This window comes from Providencia sp. TYF-12, from assembly GCF_041344805.1.
GTDB classification, from domain to species: domain Bacteria; phylum Pseudomonadota; class Gammaproteobacteria; order Enterobacterales; family Enterobacteriaceae; genus Providencia; species Providencia huashanensis.
The window spans coordinates 3,520,443-3,537,746 of sequence record NZ_CP166833.1 but is presented as its reverse complement, the minus strand read 5'-3'; the positions used below and the strand labels follow the sequence as shown (position 1 = coordinate 3,537,746).

The window sequence follows — 17,304 nt, the reverse complement described above, 5'->3', positions numbered from 1 at the left end:
TATAAAAGTTAAACAAAGGTAAATTTTATGCGTTAAATGTTGACCTATTTTAACTGTAAGGAGCTAAATTTGTTATTTGTCGGATAATGATGATTTGTAAAAGGCAGGCAATGAAAAGAAATTTTTCAGCTAATAACCAGCATGAAAATATGGAAAATTTATAAAAATAGCGCGTGTAGAGAGAGATGTATGGATTTATTCGTGGAATGCCAAATTGTTTCTATTTAAGTTTTTAATAAAAATAATAAACCAAAATAGCATGGCATCGCGTTGATATTATAGGAGAAAATCAATCAGTAAACTGAGATAGGAAAAATGAAAGAAGGAAGTGAAGAAAGATGGCTGGGGTACCAGGATTCGAACCTGGGAATGCCAGGATCAAAACCTGGTGCCTTACCGCTTGGCGATACCCCAATCTTAAATTTTGTTCTACCAAGAAGGTAGATGGTGCGGGAGACAAGACTTGAACTTGCACACCTTGCGGCGCCAGAACCTAAATCTGGTGCGTCTACCAATTTCGCCACTCCCGCAAACAATGGTGGCTATGACGGGATTCGAACCTGTGACCCCAACATTATGAGTGTTGTGCTCTAACCAGCTGAGCTACATAGCCATTTTATGTTTTTCAAAATGAAGTTTTCGACAATCTAGATAGGGTAGTAGATGGCTGGGGTACCAGGATTCGAACCTGGGAATGCCAGGATCAAAACCTGGTGCCTTACCGCTTGGCGATACCCCATCCGGGAATTCTACTACAGATTGTATTAAGATGGCTGGGGTACCAGGATTCGAACCTGGGAATGCCAGGATCAAAACCTGGTGCCTTACCGCTTGGCGATACCCCAATCTTAAATTCAATGCTACCGAGAAGGAAAATGGTGCGGGAGACAAGACTTGAACTTGCACACCTTGCGGCGCCAGAACCTAAATCTGGTGCGTCTACCAATTTCGCCACTCCCGCAAATAATGGTGGCTATGACGGGATTCGAACCTGTGACCCCAACATTATGAGTGTTGTGCTCTAACCAGCTGAGCTACATAGCCATCTTTTTTTGCATAACCTTCGTCGGCGTTGCGGGGCGCATTATGCTAATTACAGACACGACAGTCAACAGCTTTTTGCACTATTTTTCAGAAAATGCGTCTGTTTGTCTGATGAATAATCATTTTGTCGATAAAGCCAGCAAAAAACAAGCCCATATTTGAAAAAATCTTTTTCGGGAGGATCAAGATGGAAGGGGAATTATTCGAATGATAGCAGCGTTGAAAACGTATACTTAGTGAAAACAGAGTGGAACCCAGCTTTAAAATTTAAGTTATTTAAGTTTAATCAATCCAATGAATTGCTGAGTTTTCGCGTTAGGGGAAAACAAAAAAGCAGGCATAAAACCTGCTTTTATGAAAAATAAACGGAGAAATTAATTTTCAAATAATTTTTGCAGTAACTCACCATTAAGCATAGCTCGTTTGGTGAGGGCAAATGCGCCTATTGCTGAGTTATGGACAAGTTGTGATGTGACAATAGGTAAGTTTTCTCTAAAACCTTTAAGGGCTTGAGTGTCAATGCAGCTTTGGATCGCCGGAATAAGAACCAGTTCGGCTTCTGTGATGTCACCTGCAATAACCACTTTTTCAGGGTTGAAGAGGTTTATTGAAATAGCAATGGCTTTACCGATCTGACGACCGACATGTTGGATGACTTCAGTCGCTAGCGGGTCACTTTTGTTGGCCGCTTGGCAGATATGAGAAATTGTACAGGTTTCTGCGGTCAGAGAACTTGAATAACCTTGTTCTAGGCGCTGTCTTACGCGGGCTTCAATAGCTTGGTTTGAGGCAATGGTTTCTAAGCAACCAAAATTACCACAGTGGCATAGTTCACCCAGTGGGTCTACTTGGATGTGACCAATCTCCCCTAAGTTCCCACGGTGATTGAGCAAGATTTCTTTGTTAATAACTAAGCCTGCTCCAGCGCCTCTGTGGATACGTACTAGAAGTGAGTCCTCACAATCACGGGTTGCACCAAAATAGCTCTCAGCAAGGGCTAGGCTGCGAATATCGTGGCCAGCATAGCAAGTGATATTAAAATGTGATTGTAAATTATCAATAAGGTGCCAGTTATCAACTTTAATATGCGGCATGTAATAGACAATACCGCTGTGAGGGTTAACCAACCCCGGAAGGATAACAGAAATTGCGATTAACTCTTTAAGGCGACGATGGTTTTTATCAATAAAGTCTTCAAGGGCAGCAATTAACTTTTCTTCGACAGCCTGCTGAGAAGGCGCTGTAATAGGATAATGACCATCAATAATCATTTTACCACCTAAGTCGTATAAGGCTATGGTGGCATCATAGCGCCCTAAACGGACACCAATAGTATGGAAATTTTTATGTTCAGAAACAATTGAAATGGCACGGCGGCCCCCAGTGGAGGCCTGCTGGTCAACTTCCTTGATTAAACCACGTTCGAGTAGTTGGCGAGTGATCTTAGTGACACTGGCTGGGGCAAGCTGGCTTTGCTCCGCTATTTGAATTCTTGATATCGGACCTTGTTGGTCAATCAAGCTATAAACGACGGCACTATTTAATTGTTTGACGAGATCAATATTACCAATTTGCTTTAGCGAGTGGCTTTGATTCATTAGCTAGTTACTCATTTTTTGTAGACTTCGTCTCCGTTAACGTAGGTTGCGAGGACGTTGAAGTCGTGGTTAAACGCGGTCAAATTCGCAATTTTACCAGGAGCAATCGACCCTAAGGTGTTATCAACTCCAATGGCTCTTGCGGGGTAGAGCGTTGCCATTCTAAGTGTTTCATCCAATGCAATGCCGACGTGTTCTACACTGTTTTTGACTGCATCAATCATAGTCAGTGATGAACCGCTGAGTGTGCCATTTTCATCCACACATAATCCATTACGGTAGTATATGGTTTTACCTGCAAAGATAAAATGATCCATTTCACCAGTTTGCGGATCAATCCCTGCTGGTGCAGTTGCATCTGTGACTAAAATTAATTTATCACCTTTTAAATGCTTACTGTTGCGAATATTTGCCCATTGTACATGTAAACCGTCAGCAATAATTCCAGCATACACTTCCGGTGTGTCATAAATGGCACCGACTAACCCTGGTCCTCGGCCTGAAATATATGGCATAGCATTGAAAAGGTGGGTTGAGAAATTTATACCCGCTTTAAAGCCCAGTCTGGCTTCTTCATATGTGGCATTAGAGTGCCCCGCTGAAATAACGATACCCGCGTTTTTTAATTGACGGATATAACCCTGTTCAACCATTTCAGGTGCTAAGGTGATTTTAGTGATAGCGTCTGCGTGAGAAGCTAAGTAATCAATCATTTGTGCTGTTGGTTGACGAATAAACTCGGGGTTATGTGTGCCTTTTTTGATGACATTAATGTAAGGGCCTTCTAAATGAAGCCCAAGCGCTTGGTTTTTATGTTCTTTTAAGTATTCAGTCATGACTTCAACGCCATGTTTCATTAGCTCATCGGAACAAGTGATCAATGTCGGTAAATAACTTGTGCAGCCTGTGCGCTCGTTGGCTTTTTGCATGATATCCAAGTTTTTCAATGTAACATTTTCTTTATTATCATTGAATTGGACACCGCCACAGCCATTGACCTGCAAGTCAATAAAACCAGGGGAGAGAATAGCCCCTTGTAAATCATGCTGTGGAATATTGGCAGGCAGTTCAGCGACAGGACAAACATCCTTGATGATTTCACCATCAATGATGACAGCATGGTTATCCAGTCTTTCATGACCTGTATAAATAATGCAATTAGTTAGTGCATACATGGCTTAAAACTCCTGACCTCTGGGGATTTGGGTCACCGACCAGCTTTCGCTGATCGGGTGATTGATAAATATAATCTTAGTTAAACTTCTCAAGGATTTCAGATTCTAGCTGTTTGAAATATTTAAGTGTTTTGACTTTCAATTCGAGTGTTGCGGGTTCATCACAAACAATCAGTGCTTTCGGGTGCATTTGCACACAACTGATTGTCCACATATGGTTAACAGAGCCCTCAACGGCAGCGTGTACGGCATTCGCTTTATTGGCACCAGTAGCTAAGACCATCAGTTCTTGGGCATCCATTAATGTGGCAACACCTACGGTTAATGCAAACTTAGGTACTTGGTTAATATCATTGTCAAAAAAGCGCGAATTTGCTTGGCGAGTTTCTGGTGTTAACGTTTTAATTCGCGTGCGAGAATTCAAAGATGAACCGGGTTCATTAAAAGCAATGTGGCCATCATTGCCAACGCCGCCCATAAACAGGTTTATTTTACCAAAAGATTTAATTTTATCTTCGTAGCGTTGACATTCGGCATCAACATCAGGGGCATTGCCATTAAGTAAGTTGATATTTTCAGCTTGGATATCAATATGATTGAAAAAATTTTCATGCATAAAGGTATGGTAGCTTTGAGGATGATTAGCTGGAATACCAATATATTCATCCATATTGAATGTTACTACGTGCTTAAAACTCACTTTACCCGCTTTGTATAAAGCAATCAGTGCCTTATATGTTGCTAGGGGGGTACCACCTGTTGGCAACCCAAGTACAAAAGGTTTCTCTGCAGTTGGGTTGAATGCATTGATTTTATCAGCGATGTACTGTGCGGACCAGATTCCGACATCATGTGCATTGTTAAGTGGGATTAGCCTCATGTCTCTATTACCTCTAATAAGTCTGTGAAATCCTTCATGTATATATGTATCCCTGATGTTATTCATTAGATATAGGAATACTCGTTATACTTCAAATTTATTGTGCGTTATCACTTGGTTGCCATGTTATTTTTATCTCATAACATCGTTTCAAGTGTGCTGAGAATATACAGGTTAATGGCTTAAATAAGTTATTTTTAATCATAAAATAAGTTTTCAATAATAGCTACTAATTTAGTCATATCAGGAACTCTTTCGTTGACATTTATCACAAATCACACCTATTTATTTTGCATCGCGAAACAATTAATTTAGACTATGAAATTGATACTCTCAATAACCTAAATTATGATTTAGGTGTGTGAACAAGAAGATCCCGTAAATGGGGCAAAAATAGGGCGATAAAGGGGGAGTTTGTGAATATTCTTAGCTACTTACAGCGGATTGGTAGGGCACTTATGGTGCCAGTTGCTGTACTACCAGCCGCAGCAATCCTTATGGGGATTGGCTATTGGATCGACCCAGATGGTTGGGGAGCGAATAGTGCAATCGCGGCGTTACTGATTAAATCTGGTGCGGCAATTATTGATAATATGTCCGTACTGTTTGCAATTGGTGTTGCTTATGGAATGTCAAAAGATAAGGATGGTGCAGCTGCACTGACCGGTTTTGTCGGCTTCTTAGTGGTGACAACACTGTGTTCTCCTGCATCTTATTCCATGATTATGAATGTTCCGTTGGAAACGGTTCCTGCGGCATTTGGTAAAATTAATAACCAGTTCGTCGGTATCTTAGTTGGGGTACTGTCTGCTGAATTGTACAATCGTTACAGTGGTGTTGAGCTACCGAAAGCATTGTCGTTTTTCAGTGGTCGTCGCCTTGTCCCGATTTTAACTTCTTTCTTAATGATCATCTTAGCCTTCATACTGATGTATGTTTGGCCGGTGGTGTATAACGGTTTAGTGTCTTTCGGTGAAAGCATTAAAGATTTAGGCTCAGTTGGTGCCGGTATTTATGCCTTCTTCAACCGTTTATTAATTCCTGTTGGTTTGCACCATGCACTTAACTCTGTGTTCTGGTTTGACGTTGCAGGGATCAATGATATTCCAAACTTCTTAGGCGGTGCTAAGTCTATTGAAGCAGGTCTTGCAACTGTGGGTATTACTGGCCGCTACCAAGCTGGTTTCTTCCCAATCATGATGTTCGGTTTGCCGGGTGCAGCATTAGCGATTTACCACTGTGCACGTCCAGAAAACAAAGCAAAAGTAGCGGGTATCATGATCGCGGGTGCATTCGCGGCATTCTTTACTGGTATCACTGAACCTCTTGAATTCTCATTTATGTTCGTGGCGCCAATACTGTATGTTGTTCATGCATTATTAACGGGTATTTCGGTATATATCGCAGCCACCATGGAGTGGATTTCTGGGTTCGGTTTCAGTGCAGGTTTAGTCGATATGCTGTTGCAATCACGTAACCCATTAGCTGTTCAGTGGTATATGTTGATTGTCCAAGGTTTAGTATTCTTCTGTATTTACTATGTCATTTTCCGCTTTATGATCCGCAAATTTAACCTGTTAACGCCAGGTCGTGAAGAAAGTGCGGGTGACGAAACCATTGACGGTTATGACGAAAGCATTAGCCCTGCTGATAGCAGTGACAGCGATATCCAAAAAGAAGCGCGCCAATATGTTGCCGCAGTAGGTGGTAGCGACAATATCGTCAGTATTGATGCCTGTATTACGCGTTTACGTTTAGGCGTTAAAGATTCAGCAGTTGTTAATGATGCCATGACCAAACGTTTGGGCGCTTCAGGTGTTATCCGTTTAAGCAAACAGAATGTTCAAGTGATTGTGGGGACTCGAGCTGAATTGGTCGCAAAAGCAATGACTGAAGTGATTGCAAAAGGCCCAATTGCAGGTTCTGCGCCAGTTGCAGCAGCAGAAGAGAAAAAAGCCGCAGAGCCTGAGAAAGCAAAAGGTAATGCGATTCTATCCTTAGTTGCGCCAGTAAGTGGTCAAGTTTTCTCCCTTGACGACGTACCAGATGAAGCATTCTCTAGCCGCATTGTGGGTGATGGTATTGCTATCAAACCAACAAGCAGCGAAGTGTTAGCGCCGGCATCAGGTACGGTGGTGAAAATTTTCGAAACTAACCACGCATTCTGCCTTGAAACAGAAAACGGTGTCGAACTCATCGTTCATATGGGGATTGATACGGTTGCACTGAAAGGCGAAGGTTGTGCTCGTTTAGTGGAAGAAGGTGCAGAAGTGACTGCGGGTACACCTATCCTGAAATTAGATTTACCGTTCCTTGAAGCTAATGCTAAATCAATGATTAGCCCAGTTATCATCAGCAATATCGATGATTTCGCGGGTGTCGAGATTTTAGTTGAAGGCGACGTGAAAGCAGGCGAAACGGTTATTTATAATGTGCTGAAATAATTCAGTTTAATATTATAAGTTAGTAAAAGGGTGGCTTAGGCCACCCTTTTTTATGATATTTAATAAGGAAAAGAGAACCATACAGGGTATAACAAATAATGATAATCAGTATTAATTGAGTTTGGTTTATAAAAAAACATAATTAATTTTTAGCTTTTTTGGGGCTGAAATACGCGAATAATTAAAATCAAAGCATCTAAAAGCAATATAAGAAGGTGTCTATAAGGAGAAAATTATGGGGTTAAAACTCATCTGGTTTGATAAACAAACAGAAGAATATGTTGGTGAAGAGTATTCTATTGACTTAGAGAATGACGGTAGCATTATAGAAGCAACTATTAACCCTGAAAAACATTATTAATTAATGGTTGTTTTGATGTGGTTTCTGATTGGGGTTCTAATCTTCAATATTATATAAAACGTAAAATTGATTTTAGTAAATATGATTGCCAAGTTTCATTCGATTATCTAGATGGATGATAATTAATTATATTATTAATAATATAATTCACTTTTTTTTATACAGATTAATATTTTTCTATAAAGATGGATTAACTATTTAAAAAAATAATAAAATAAGTGGTAAATAATTCATTGTTATTATTTAAAATAAAAGTAAAAGATTGTGGCAATGTTAGGGATTTATTTAAAGTAATAACATAAGGAATATGTAATATGACGGAATCAGTGAAGCATCTACAGATTCATAAGCTAGAAGATATGAATATACACAGAAACTTAGGTGCAAGTCATAACCCGATGCAGATAGGGCCACCCAGTATAACCATTCATGTCGCGCCTAAAGGAAGTCCAATTTACAATCATTTAGGAGAAGATATAGGGAATACATCTCAATGGGGACACACCTATATTAGTATTCGAGGCGTTAGCCCAGTGACACATAATTATGAACAGATTAGCATGGGGCTTAGTCTAGGGGAAGATTGGGGCACATCAAAAGATAATTTGTCTTTTAATGACCATGTTCGCTATAAAAGTGCTTCTACATTGACGATTACATCAAATAATCAACAGTTTTTTAGTCATTCTTTAATAGCAGGTACCATAACAAGCTATTCTCATACAGTTTCACTCCCTACCATTGATTTAGGAGAAATTTCGTGAGGTTGATTTCATGGTCTATCGTTATAGGAGCGTTCATGATGGGGACTCCAACGTGGGGAGGAAATACAACCCCTCCTTTAATTCCAACTGTAAGGGATCGTCTATATACCATTGGGTATAATGAAACAGAGCTACGTTATGACTCAGATCTACCTAAACGAGTACCTTATCCCAAAAATCAACAACAAGTGGTTGAATTATATCATCGGGCATTAAAATCTAATAAGGAAGATGATAACTATGCTTTGTTTTCTTTTTTCAGAATTGGTTGCACCGATTTTAAGCATTTACATAATGTGAAAGTTACAAAAGAAGAGTGTGCACTGGCAAATTTCTTTTTGAAGAGGGTGCTAGAAATTAATTCTAACAATGGATTAGCTCTGTTATTTACAGGGGTAAACTATCAGCATGGTAATGGGGGGGAAATAAATATGCCAGAAGCAATTTTATATTATGAATAAGCTTACCACCTTTATGGTAATAAGGTACTTACCGCAGGTAAAAACCTTTCGACGATTTATTTACATGGACTCGGAGGGGTCCCTCAGGACTTTAATAAAGCTAAGTACTACTTAGAAATGGTAGCAAGAGATAATCCAAAGGGGCAAGATGCATATTACCTCAAGAATTTTGATACTTATGTTGATTTACTCAAAATATCAAATGAGGGCGATAAATGTAAGCAACAAAATCCTAATAACCGCACTTGGGTAAATGAATGTAATGATAAAGTAGAAAAACAAATAAAGGCATACCTAAAAAAATATAGAGATAATCAGAAAAATGCGATTGGTTAATTTATGACTAGTATGAAAGGTAACTGTGAATAATACCCTAAAATAGAGTAATAAAAATACTCTATTTTTTTCGTGTTAAAAAATTAAATTTGTTAATTATTTTGGCGAAATCTCAAACTAGGTTGTCTAATTTGCATAAGCAAGGGGCTTTTTTCATCGATAAGATAACTTTTCAATGACTCATGAGGACTTATCTGTGGATTGGCTACTGTGTTTGTTTGGATTTATTTCAGGAATAACAACGGCATTATTCGGTTTTGGTGGCGGTTTTATTACGGTTCCACTGTTATATGCTTTGATTACTTTAGTGTGGGGGCCGCAAAGCGAGGCAAGCAGTGTAGCAATGCAAATTGCGGTAGCAACATCAACCTGTGTAATGATCTTTTCATCGGCGCTTTCTAGCCGTGCTCATTACCTTAAAGGCAACCTGAGTTGGCCGATTATACGTCCCTTTGTTATCCCTATTTCAATTGGTGGAATTTTAGGGGCAATAGTGGCGCTATCAATAGATAGTGCGTTGATCCGTTGGATATTTATAGGTTACTTAGTTATTACTATTTTAGATTGCTTTATCCGCCCTGGTTTTATGAATACACAGGCAAATGGTGTAACCGCATCACAAGGGGGCATTTTTGCAGATACCCCCATTGGGGTGGTGATTGGTGCTGTGGCTGCATTTCTTGGGGTCGGTGGGAGCGTGATGACAGTCCCTTTAATGCGACGTAGAGGCGCGAGTATGATCCAAGCGGCTGCATTTGCCAATCCATTGACATTACCAATGGCGATTACAGGAACATTGACGTACTTCTTTTTTGCTATCGACCAACACATTGACCTTGGCGCGGGTTTCCTTGGGATGATCTACATTAAAGGTGCATTGATTTTAATCGCAGCGTCATGGCTGGGAATTCGCTTTGCTGGTTTACTAATGCCTTATCTTAGTGATAAACGTCATGCACAAAGTTATCCGCTATTATTGCTAGTGGTGTTAATGGTGATGTTGTTCACTTAAAAATGAATTGGGCTGATGTCGGGAGTTTTTTGCCCTAAATTCCAGTTTGTTGCACCTTTTGGTGGCTAAGCGCAATCAAACGGTTGTTTCCTGATTGATTATGATAGAATATATTCAGATACTACACGCTTTTAGCGCGCTTTTGGCATTGAGGAATGATGACAATGAATGAGGCAGATGCTCGCCCAACAAATTTTATCCGTCAGATCATAGATGAAGATCTGGCGAGCGGAAAACACACATCAGTGCATACACGTTTTCCACCAGAACCGAATGGCTATTTACATATTGGTCATGCGAAATCAATCTGCTTGAATTTTGGCATTGCCAAGGACTATCAGGGACAATGTAATTTACGTTTTGATGATACCAACCCTGTAAAAGAAGATGTCGAATACGTTAACTCCATTCAAGAAGACGTTAAATGGCTAGGTTTTGAATGGACGGGGAATGTTCGTTATTCCTCTGATTATTTTGATACTTTGTATCAATACGCAATTGAACTGATCAACAAAGGTCTTGCTTATGTTGATGAGCTCAGCCCTGATGAAATCCGTGAATATCGCGGGACTTTGAAAGAGCCGGGTAAAAATAGCCCATACCGTGAGCGTTTAATTGAAGATAACTTAGCATTATTTGAAAAAATGCGTGCAGGTGGCTTTGAGGAAGGTAAAGCGTGTTTACGTGCTAAAATTGACATGGCATCCCCATTTATGGTGATGCGCGACCCGGTTTTATATCGTATTAAGTTTGCGGAACATCACCAATCTGGTAATAAGTGGTGCATTTATCCGATGTATGACTTCACACATTGTATTTCTGATGCGTTAGAAGGTATTACACATTCTTTATGTACACTTGAGTTCCAAGATAACCGTCGTTTATATGATTGGGTATTAGATAACATCACGATTGATTGTCATCCACGTCAGTACGAGTTTTCTCGTCTGAATTTGGAATATACGGTGATGTCTAAGCGTAAACTGAACCAATTAGTGACAGAAAAACATGTCAATGGTTGGGACGATCCACGCATGTTAACCATTTCAGGTTTACGCCGTCGTGGTTATACCGCAGCTTCTATCCGCGAGTTCTGCCAACGTATTGGTGTCACTAAGCAAGACAACAACGTTGAAATGGCATCATTAGAGTCCTGTATTCGTGATGACCTGAATGAGTCAGCTCCGCGTGCAATGGCGGTTATTGATCCAGTGCGTGTGGTGATTGAAAACATGCCTGCTGGTGAAGAAATCTTAACGGCACCAAATCACCCAAATAAACCTGAGATGGGCACTCGCCAAGTGCCATTTAGCAATGAAATTTATATTGACCGTGCAGATTTTCGCGAGGAAGCAAATCGTCAATATAAACGTTTAGTTTTAGGTAAAGAAGTTCGCTTACGTAACGCTTATATCATCAAAGCTGAGCGTGTTGAGAAAGACGCAGAGGGCAATATCACGACTATTTATTGTACCTACGATGCAGGTACATTAAATAAAGACCCTGCGGATGGGCGTAAAGTCAGAGGGGTTATTCACTGGGTTAGCGTAGCACACGCACTGCCAGCGGAAATTCGTTTGTACGACCGCTTATTTACAGTACCAAACCCAGGTGCAGAAGAGGATTTCCTGTCGGTAATCAACCCAGAGTCATTGGTTATTCGCCAAGGGTTTGTTGAACCAAGCTTAAAAGATGCTGCCCCTGAAAAAGCATATCAGTTTGAGCGTGAAGGGTATTTTTGTGCAGATAACCGTTTAAGTAGCGCGGATAACTTGGTCTTTAATAGGACGGTAGGGTTGCGTGATACTTGGGCTAAAATAGAGTCTAACTAAAAAATGTTGTAAGCCAATGCACATTAGGTGCATTGGCTTTACCCTCTAACCCTAGTCACATACATATGTATATTTCTAGGGGGGATTTTTTGTTTTCTCTGTGATATTGAATAGAGAATAATAAAAAATAATCAACAGAAAATGAGATTATTTAATCAGTTATTACCCTTGTAAATAAAGTGGTTTATTGCTGTATAGAAAGAACTACGCTAAATTAATTATGGTTTCTTGTGGTTATTAACCAATAATATCTGAAAATACTGAAATCAAAAATTGATTACGGGATTTAAATCACAAAACAATAAAATCGGTTAGACAGTTTGAAAGATTGTATGATAAAGATATACTCCAGTTAAGATTAATAAAGATATATAACACACAAAGTGATTAATTTGTTTTTATTAATCTTAATAACTAATGTTTTTTCAGGTTAAATTGAAAAACCATTAGTTAGGTTAAATATAAATTAAATTTATATTTTTAAAAAAGATCAAATAATCTATTACTTGGTTTTAATAATTAAAAATATAAATAACAGGGTCAGTGAACTGAAAGCCCTCAGAGATCTTAATCAGATCTCTGAGGGCTTTTTTTGTTTTTATTCTAAGGAAATATTATGTCAAAACAACGTCGTTTATCTAAGATTTTTGCTCAGGATGGGAAATCCGTTACGCTAGCATTAGATGGTTATTTTTTCTCGACAAAAACAGAAGGTATCGATAATACAATAAAACAAATGCCAGAATTAGTCGCTAATGGGTTGGATTGTGCGCTGGTAACTTACGGTATGGCAAGGAATTACCAGAAGGAGTTTAAAGACATTTCGATTGTGCTGCGTGTTGATTCAACGGTGAATGTATATGATAACAGTGTACCTGACACGCAACAGGTATTTACGACAGAGGACGCACTAAAAATAGATGCTGATGGCATGGTTTGTATGACCTTTCCTGGCGCATTTAATGAAGAAAAAACCCACGCTATGGTCGCTAGATTGGTAAAAGAAGCAGAACAATGGAATATGCCTTTCATTGTAGAATCATTGCCTTATGGTTACCCAGTGACTAGTCCAGAATCCAATGAAGCCAAAGTTATTGCGGATGCCGCCCGTATTGCCGTAGAGCTGGGTGCTGATGTGATCAAAACGCGTTTTTCAGGTACCGAAGACGACTATCTGATTGTTGAAGCTTCGATGGTCCCTGTTTTAGCTTTGGGTGGACCAAAAACAGATACACTTGGCTACTTTAAATTTGTAGAGCATTGCATGAATATGGGGGCTAAAGGTGTTGCGGTTGGGCGTAACATTACACAAGACCCTAAACCTATCGCAATGGTTGCAGGTTTAAATGCCATTATTCACCAAGGGGCATCACCTGAAGAAGCTTATGCTCTATATCAAAATACAAAATAATTGGAATTAAATAATGAATTTAAATAACACCGTTATTCCATCAGTCAGAAATTACAAATATTTTGAGAAGGCATTAAATTGTCGTTCTGAATATATTTTATTACCAGATGCCGATATTGGTAATTTGCAATCTATGATTGGAAAATGCCATAAGGCAGGGAAAAAAGTTTTAGTCCATTTAGAATTATTAGGTGGATTTAAACCTGACCAATCAGGTATTACGGTGCTTAAAAACTTTTATAAAGTTGACGGTGTTATTTCTTCAAATTTTACAGCTCTACGTTATGCAAAAAAAGAAGGGTTAGACACAATATTCAGAGTATTACTAGTGGATTCTCGTTCATTAGAGCAAGCAAGTAATATGGTTAAAAACAATTCAGTTGATGTTGATGCTATTGAATTATTACCAGCTGAATATGCCTGTAGTTGTTTTGATTTATTAAAAAGAAGCTTTAATCAAAGTAATAAACCATTCATTGCAGGTGGATTTGTAAAAAGAAAATATATTGTCGATAAAATTTTCTATACCGGCTTTAACGGAATTACAACCAGTGAACATACCCTTTGGTAAACAACAATTATAAAAATCCGATTACAAAGAGGCTCATAATGAAAACACAATATGTCATGGGCATTGATAATGGTGGAACCGTCACCAAAGCAGCTATCTATAACCTAGAAGGCCAGGTTGTCTCTATTGCTTCAAATACGACACGAATGATCACTCCAAAACCTTTTTTCACTGAAAGGGATATTGCAGAACTTTGGCAATCAAATCTTTTAGTTATTAAAGAGGTGCTAAAAAAATCCGCTATAGATGCTGAGGATATTATTGGTATATCTGTGACAGGTCACGGAAATGGGTTGTACCTCGTTGATGAACAGGGAAATGCGACGCGTAATGGTATCGTATCCACAGATAATCGAGCAAAACAATATGTCGAAAACTGGTATCGGTCACCTCGATTTGAAAGTGATATTTTGCCAAAAACGATGCAGTCCATCTGGGCAGGGCAGCCTGTTGCGTTGCTTGCATGGTTGCGTGATCATGAACCTGAGAGCTTACAAAAAGCCCGTTATATTTTTATGGTCAAAGACCTGATCCGTTTTTATTTAACAGGTGAGGCATACCAAGAGCTGACAGATATTTCAGGGACTAACTTAATTAATGTACGTGACCGTTGTTATGACGATGAAATTCTTGAATTTTGGGGCGGTTTAGAGTGGAAAGACAAGCTGCCACCAATCAAATTATCAACAGATTGTTGTGGGTATATCACCCCCGAAATTGCTGAGTTGACGGGGCTAAGTGCGGGTACTCCTGTATCAGGGGGGATATTTGATATTTCAGCATCATCTTTAGCATCGGGTGTTAACCAAATTAATAAATTAGCGATTGTGGCGGGGACGTGGAGTATTAATGAATACGTAACAGACAAGCCAGTCGTTGATAAAAACCTATTTATGACATCTATTTATCCAATGGAAAATAGATGGCAAATTACAGAAGCCAGCCCAACCTCTGCCAGTAATTTAGAATGGTTTATTACACATTTTATGGCAGCGGACAAACAACTCGAAGAATCGAAGGGTGGTTCAGTTTATGAGCTTTGTAATCAACTCGTTGCTGCAACAACACCAAGCGAAAGCCAACTCATGTTTTTTCCTTTTGTTTTTGGTTCCAATACCATTCCAGATGCAACAGCAGGGTTTGTTGGTGTCACTAGTTTTCATCATCGTGGGCACTTTTTGCGTGCTATCTATGAAGGGGTCGCGTTTAGTCATCTTTATCACGTTGAAAGGTTAAGAAAGATTAACCCACAACTCAGTGATGTGGTTCGTATTGCTGGAGGGATAACGCATTCCCCAGTTTGGCTACAAATTTTTGCTGATATCTTCCAGTGCCAGCTTGAAATTGTAGATGTTCAAGAACACGGCACACTGGGTGCGGCCATGACAGCGGCCGTGATGGAAGGGTATTTCCCAGATGTATTTGCTGCCTGTGAAGTGATGGTCAAAGTAGCCGATATCATCAAGCCGGATACAGCGAATAAAACCGTTTATCAGCAAAAGTACGCACTGTATAAACGCATGCTTGATGACATGCAAGCTACATGGAAATCCCATAGTCGTTCACCAATGCATATGTTAGCTACTGAATAATAAAAGGAATTAATTATGAAACTTCACTTACAAGGAAAAAACGCATTAGTGACAGGTGGGGCGACAGGGCTTGGACGTGAGTTTGTTCGTTCATTAGCACAAGAAGGCGTTAATGTCTGTTTTACTTACCGCAGTCATCCTGACGATGCAGAGTCATTAGTGAAAGAAATCAATGGGAAAAGTGGTGTAAAAGTCCAAGCCATTAGAACCGATTTAAGTGATAGCGAAGCTATCGATACCCTATTCGATAGTGGGTTAAGTGAGTTCGGGCAGTTTGATATTTTGGTCAATAATGCGGCTGTCTGGCTATCAGGTAAAGTGAGCGAAATCTCATTGGAGGATTGGGATAAGGTGATGAATGTGAATTTGAAATCAGTTTTTCATCTAAGCAAGCTATTTGTTAACCAATGTTTAGCTAAGGAAATAACAGGTTCGATTTTGAATATCACCTCACAAGCAGCTTTTCATGGTTCAACAACTGGGCATTCTCATTATGCGGCCAGTAAAGCAGGGTTAGTGGCTTTTTCAATCTCATTAGCTAGAGAAGTGGCAAAACAAAATATTAATGTGAATAACATTGCAGTAGGCATTATGGATACGGAGATGATCCGCGAGAATTTGCGCAATAATGCGGAATATTATCTTAATCGTATACCAAATGGTCGCGTCGCTTCTCCATCCGAAATTGCAGATATCGGGGTATTTTTAGTTTCACAAAAAGCGAGTTATATGACTGGTGCAACCATTGATGTGACCGGTGGCATGTTAATGCGTTAAGTAAAAGGGGAAAGAAAATGAAATGCCTTGCGATTGCCGATTTATTCATTAAAAAGAATACGATGGATTTAGGCTTAGAGAAATTACGTAATAACGGTATTGATGTGACGGTTAATCAGTGGACACACAGCTCCATCGAAAAGCTTCAAGAAGATAACTTACAAATTGAGCAGCATGGTTCAGAAGCGGTAATTTTACCCGTTGAACTGTATACAAGTGCACAAGATGCTGAATTAGTGGTCACCCAATTTGCGCCAATAAATAAAGCGGTGATTGATAGTTTGCCAAAACTAAAATATATCGGGGTACTGCGTGGCGGTATTGAAAATATTAATGTTGAATATGCGAAAAGCAAGGGAATTAAGGTGTTCAATACACCAGGGCGTAATGCGCGTAGTGTCGCTGAGTTTACTGTCGGGTTAATGTTATCTGAGACGCGTAATATTGCCCGAGCACATGACGCACTTAAAGATAAGCATTGGCGTAAAGATTTTCCTAATGCAGATGTTATTCCCGAAATAGGCGGGAAAATAATAGGGTTAGTCGGTTTTGGGCATATTGCACAGTTAGTTGCTAAATTTTTATCCGGTTTTGGGTGTACAATTTTATATTATGATAAATATGTGAGCGATATTGCTGGGTTTACTAAAGTTGAAACCTTAGAAGAATTAGTTTCCCAAGCGGATATTATTTCCTTACATGCAAGGCTATCCAGCGAAACACAAAATTTAATTAATAAAAAACATTTTGATTTAATGAAAAAGACCACCACTATTATTAATACGGCGCGGTCAGGTTTAATTAATGAAAGTGATTTGATTGAAGCATTAAAGAATGGAAGAATCATGGGGGCGGCAATTGATACCTTTGATGATGAACCACTAAAAGATAATAGTGAATTTTATTTATTAGACAATATCACTATCACACCTCATATGGCGGGGAGTACTCTTGATGCATTTAGCAATACACCAAAATTATTTTCAGAGTTATTTCTGAAGGAAATAAAATAGAGTTATTAAATTAAAATAAAAATTTAATATTAA

The 17,304-nt window shown here is 39.2% G+C and carries 16 protein-coding genes and 7 tRNA genes; 13 read left to right on the top strand and 10 right to left on the bottom strand.

All coding sequences use genetic code 11. The annotated features are described in order from the left end of the window. Nucleotides 1-339: 339 nt before the first annotated feature. The 10 genes from ABE954_RS16370 to nagB all read right to left on the bottom strand — a co-directional run bounded on the left by ABE954_RS16370 (nucleotide 340) and on the right by nagB (nucleotide 4,697). Nucleotides 340-414: transfer RNA gene (locus ABE954_RS16370), tRNA-Gln, on the bottom strand. A gap of 31 nt (nucleotides 415-445) precedes the next feature. Further along, nucleotides 446-530 (bottom strand) — tRNA-Leu (locus ABE954_RS16365). Nucleotides 531-536: 6 nt separating this feature from the next. Then, nucleotides 537-613, bottom strand: a tRNA-Met gene (locus tag ABE954_RS16360). Nucleotides 614-664: 51 nt separating this feature from the next. Beyond that, nucleotides 665-739, bottom strand: a tRNA-Gln gene (locus ABE954_RS16355). Between the two features lie 31 nt (nucleotides 740-770). Then, nucleotides 771-845, bottom strand: a tRNA-Gln gene (locus ABE954_RS16350). A 31-nt stretch (nucleotides 846-876) separates the two neighbouring features. Next, a tRNA-Leu gene (locus ABE954_RS16345) sits at nucleotides 877-961 on the bottom strand. 6 nt (nucleotides 962-967) lie between these two features. Next, nucleotides 968-1,044 (bottom strand) — tRNA-Met (locus ABE954_RS16340). Nucleotides 1,045-1,418: 374 nt separating this feature from the next. Further along, nucleotides 1,419-2,642: an ROK family protein gene (locus tag ABE954_RS16335; RefSeq protein ID WP_042848335.1), complete on the bottom strand. Its 1,224-nt coding sequence runs from the start codon at nucleotides 2,640-2,642 to the stop codon at nucleotides 1,419-1,421. A gap of 11 nt (nucleotides 2,643-2,653) precedes the next feature. Next, nucleotides 2,654-3,817, bottom strand: coding sequence for an N-acetylglucosamine-6-phosphate deacetylase (gene nagA, locus ABE954_RS16330; RefSeq protein ID WP_042848333.1), 1,164 nt, complete (start codon nucleotides 3,815-3,817; stop codon nucleotides 2,654-2,656). A gap of 76 nt (nucleotides 3,818-3,893) precedes the next feature. Continuing rightward, nucleotides 3,894-4,697, bottom strand: a complete 804-nt coding sequence (gene nagB / locus ABE954_RS16325; protein WP_042848332.1) for a glucosamine-6-phosphate deaminase — start codon at nucleotides 4,695-4,697, stop codon at nucleotides 3,894-3,896. A 416-nt stretch (nucleotides 4,698-5,113) separates the two neighbouring features. Here nagB and nagE point away from each other — a divergent pair, with 416 nt between their 5' ends. The 13 genes from nagE to ABE954_RS16260 all read left to right on the top strand — a co-directional run bounded on the left by nagE (nucleotide 5,114) and on the right by ABE954_RS16260 (nucleotide 17,271). Continuing rightward, a complete protein-coding gene (gene nagE, locus ABE954_RS16320; protein ID WP_048606367.1) occupies nucleotides 5,114-7,141 on the top strand; it encodes an N-acetylglucosamine-specific PTS transporter subunit IIBC in 2,028 nt (675 codons plus the stop codon). Between the two features lie 235 nt (nucleotides 7,142-7,376). Next, entirely contained in the window at nucleotides 7,377-7,502 is a 126-nt protein-coding gene (locus ABE954_RS16315) for a colicin E3-like toxin immunity protein (protein ID WP_210845989.1), read from the top strand. A gap of 17 nt (nucleotides 7,503-7,519) precedes the next feature. After that, nucleotides 7,520-7,621, top strand: a complete 102-nt coding sequence (locus tag ABE954_RS16310) for a hypothetical protein (protein WP_370661215.1) — start codon at nucleotides 7,520-7,522, stop codon at nucleotides 7,619-7,621. 240 nt (nucleotides 7,622-7,861) lie between these two features. Next, on the top strand, nucleotides 7,862-8,266 hold the full coding sequence (locus tag ABE954_RS16305) for a hypothetical protein (protein WP_166687357.1): 405 nt from the start codon (nucleotides 7,862-7,864) through the stop codon (nucleotides 8,264-8,266). A 35-nt stretch (nucleotides 8,267-8,301) separates the two neighbouring features. Then, complete coding sequence (locus ABE954_RS16300; protein ID WP_272663764.1) at nucleotides 8,302-8,727, top strand: hypothetical protein; 426 nt, start codon at nucleotides 8,302-8,304, stop codon at nucleotides 8,725-8,727. A gap of 117 nt (nucleotides 8,728-8,844) precedes the next feature. Next, nucleotides 8,845-9,063, top strand: coding sequence for a hypothetical protein (locus tag ABE954_RS16295; protein WP_247606828.1), 219 nt, complete (start codon nucleotides 8,845-8,847; stop codon nucleotides 9,061-9,063). Nucleotides 9,064-9,259: 196 nt separating this feature from the next. Beyond that, on the top strand, nucleotides 9,260-10,075 hold the full coding sequence (locus ABE954_RS16290; protein WP_129466803.1) for a sulfite exporter TauE/SafE family protein: 816 nt from the start codon (nucleotides 9,260-9,262) through the stop codon (nucleotides 10,073-10,075). A 164-nt stretch (nucleotides 10,076-10,239) separates the two neighbouring features. Further along, a complete protein-coding gene (gene glnS / locus ABE954_RS16285; RefSeq protein ID WP_042848325.1) occupies nucleotides 10,240-11,907 on the top strand; it encodes a glutamine--tRNA ligase in 1,668 nt (555 codons plus the stop codon). Between the two features lie 616 nt (nucleotides 11,908-12,523). Beyond that, nucleotides 12,524-13,318: a class I fructose-bisphosphate aldolase gene (locus ABE954_RS16280; protein ID WP_042848324.1), complete on the top strand. Its 795-nt coding sequence runs from the start codon at nucleotides 12,524-12,526 to the stop codon at nucleotides 13,316-13,318. A 13-nt stretch (nucleotides 13,319-13,331) separates the two neighbouring features. After that, a complete protein-coding gene (locus tag ABE954_RS16275) occupies nucleotides 13,332-13,889 on the top strand; it encodes a glycerol-3-phosphate responsive antiterminator (protein WP_042848322.1) in 558 nt (185 codons plus the stop codon). Nucleotides 13,890-13,927: 38 nt separating this feature from the next. Continuing rightward, entirely contained in the window at nucleotides 13,928-15,481 is a 1,554-nt protein-coding gene (locus ABE954_RS16270) for an FGGY-family carbohydrate kinase (RefSeq protein WP_166686082.1), read from the top strand. A gap of 15 nt (nucleotides 15,482-15,496) precedes the next feature. Further along, the gene (locus tag ABE954_RS16265) at nucleotides 15,497-16,258 is read left to right on the top strand and encodes an SDR family NAD(P)-dependent oxidoreductase (RefSeq protein ID WP_042848319.1); all 762 of its coding nucleotides are present in this window, start codon (nucleotides 15,497-15,499) and stop codon (nucleotides 16,256-16,258) included. A 17-nt stretch (nucleotides 16,259-16,275) separates the two neighbouring features. Continuing rightward, a complete protein-coding gene (locus ABE954_RS16260; protein WP_129466787.1) occupies nucleotides 16,276-17,271 on the top strand; it encodes a 2-hydroxyacid dehydrogenase in 996 nt (331 codons plus the stop codon). The last annotated feature ends 33 nt before the right edge of the window (nucleotides 17,272-17,304 follow it).

Bases quoted from the DNA above. Each gene is read 5' to 3' on its own strand.
- ABE954_RS16295 (WP_247606828.1), top strand. From the start codon at position 8,845: ATGGTAGCAAGAGATAATCCAAAGGGGCAAGATGCATATTACCTCAAG.
- ABE954_RS16265 (WP_042848319.1), top strand. From the start codon at position 15,497: ATGAAACTTCACTTACAAGGAAAAAACGCATTAGTGACAGGTGGGGCG.
- ABE954_RS16305 (WP_166687357.1), top strand. From the start codon at position 7,862: ATGAATATACACAGAAACTTAGGTGCAAGTCATAACCCGATGCAGATA.
- ABE954_RS16275 (WP_042848322.1), top strand. From the start codon at position 13,332: ATGAATTTAAATAACACCGTTATTCCATCAGTCAGAAATTACAAATAT.
- nagB (WP_042848332.1), bottom strand. From the start codon at position 4,697: ATGAGGCTAATCCCACTTAACAATGCACATGATGTCGGAATCTGGTCC.
- nagA (WP_042848333.1), bottom strand. From the start codon at position 3,817: ATGTATGCACTAACTAATTGCATTATTTATACAGGTCATGAAAGACTG.
- ABE954_RS16315 (WP_210845989.1), top strand. From the start codon at position 7,377: ATGGGGTTAAAACTCATCTGGTTTGATAAACAAACAGAAGAATATGTT.
- ABE954_RS16300 (WP_272663764.1), top strand. From the start codon at position 8,302: ATGATGGGGACTCCAACGTGGGGAGGAAATACAACCCCTCCTTTAATT.
- ABE954_RS16335 (WP_042848335.1), bottom strand. From the start codon at position 2,642: ATGAATCAAAGCCACTCGCTAAAGCAAATTGGTAATATTGATCTCGTC.
- glnS (WP_042848325.1), top strand. From the start codon at position 10,240: ATGAATGAGGCAGATGCTCGCCCAACAAATTTTATCCGTCAGATCATA.
- ABE954_RS16280 (WP_042848324.1), top strand. From the start codon at position 12,524: ATGTCAAAACAACGTCGTTTATCTAAGATTTTTGCTCAGGATGGGAAA.
- ABE954_RS16270 (WP_166686082.1), top strand. From the start codon at position 13,928: ATGAAAACACAATATGTCATGGGCATTGATAATGGTGGAACCGTCACC.
- ABE954_RS16260 (WP_129466787.1), top strand. From the start codon at position 16,276: ATGAAATGCCTTGCGATTGCCGATTTATTCATTAAAAAGAATACGATG.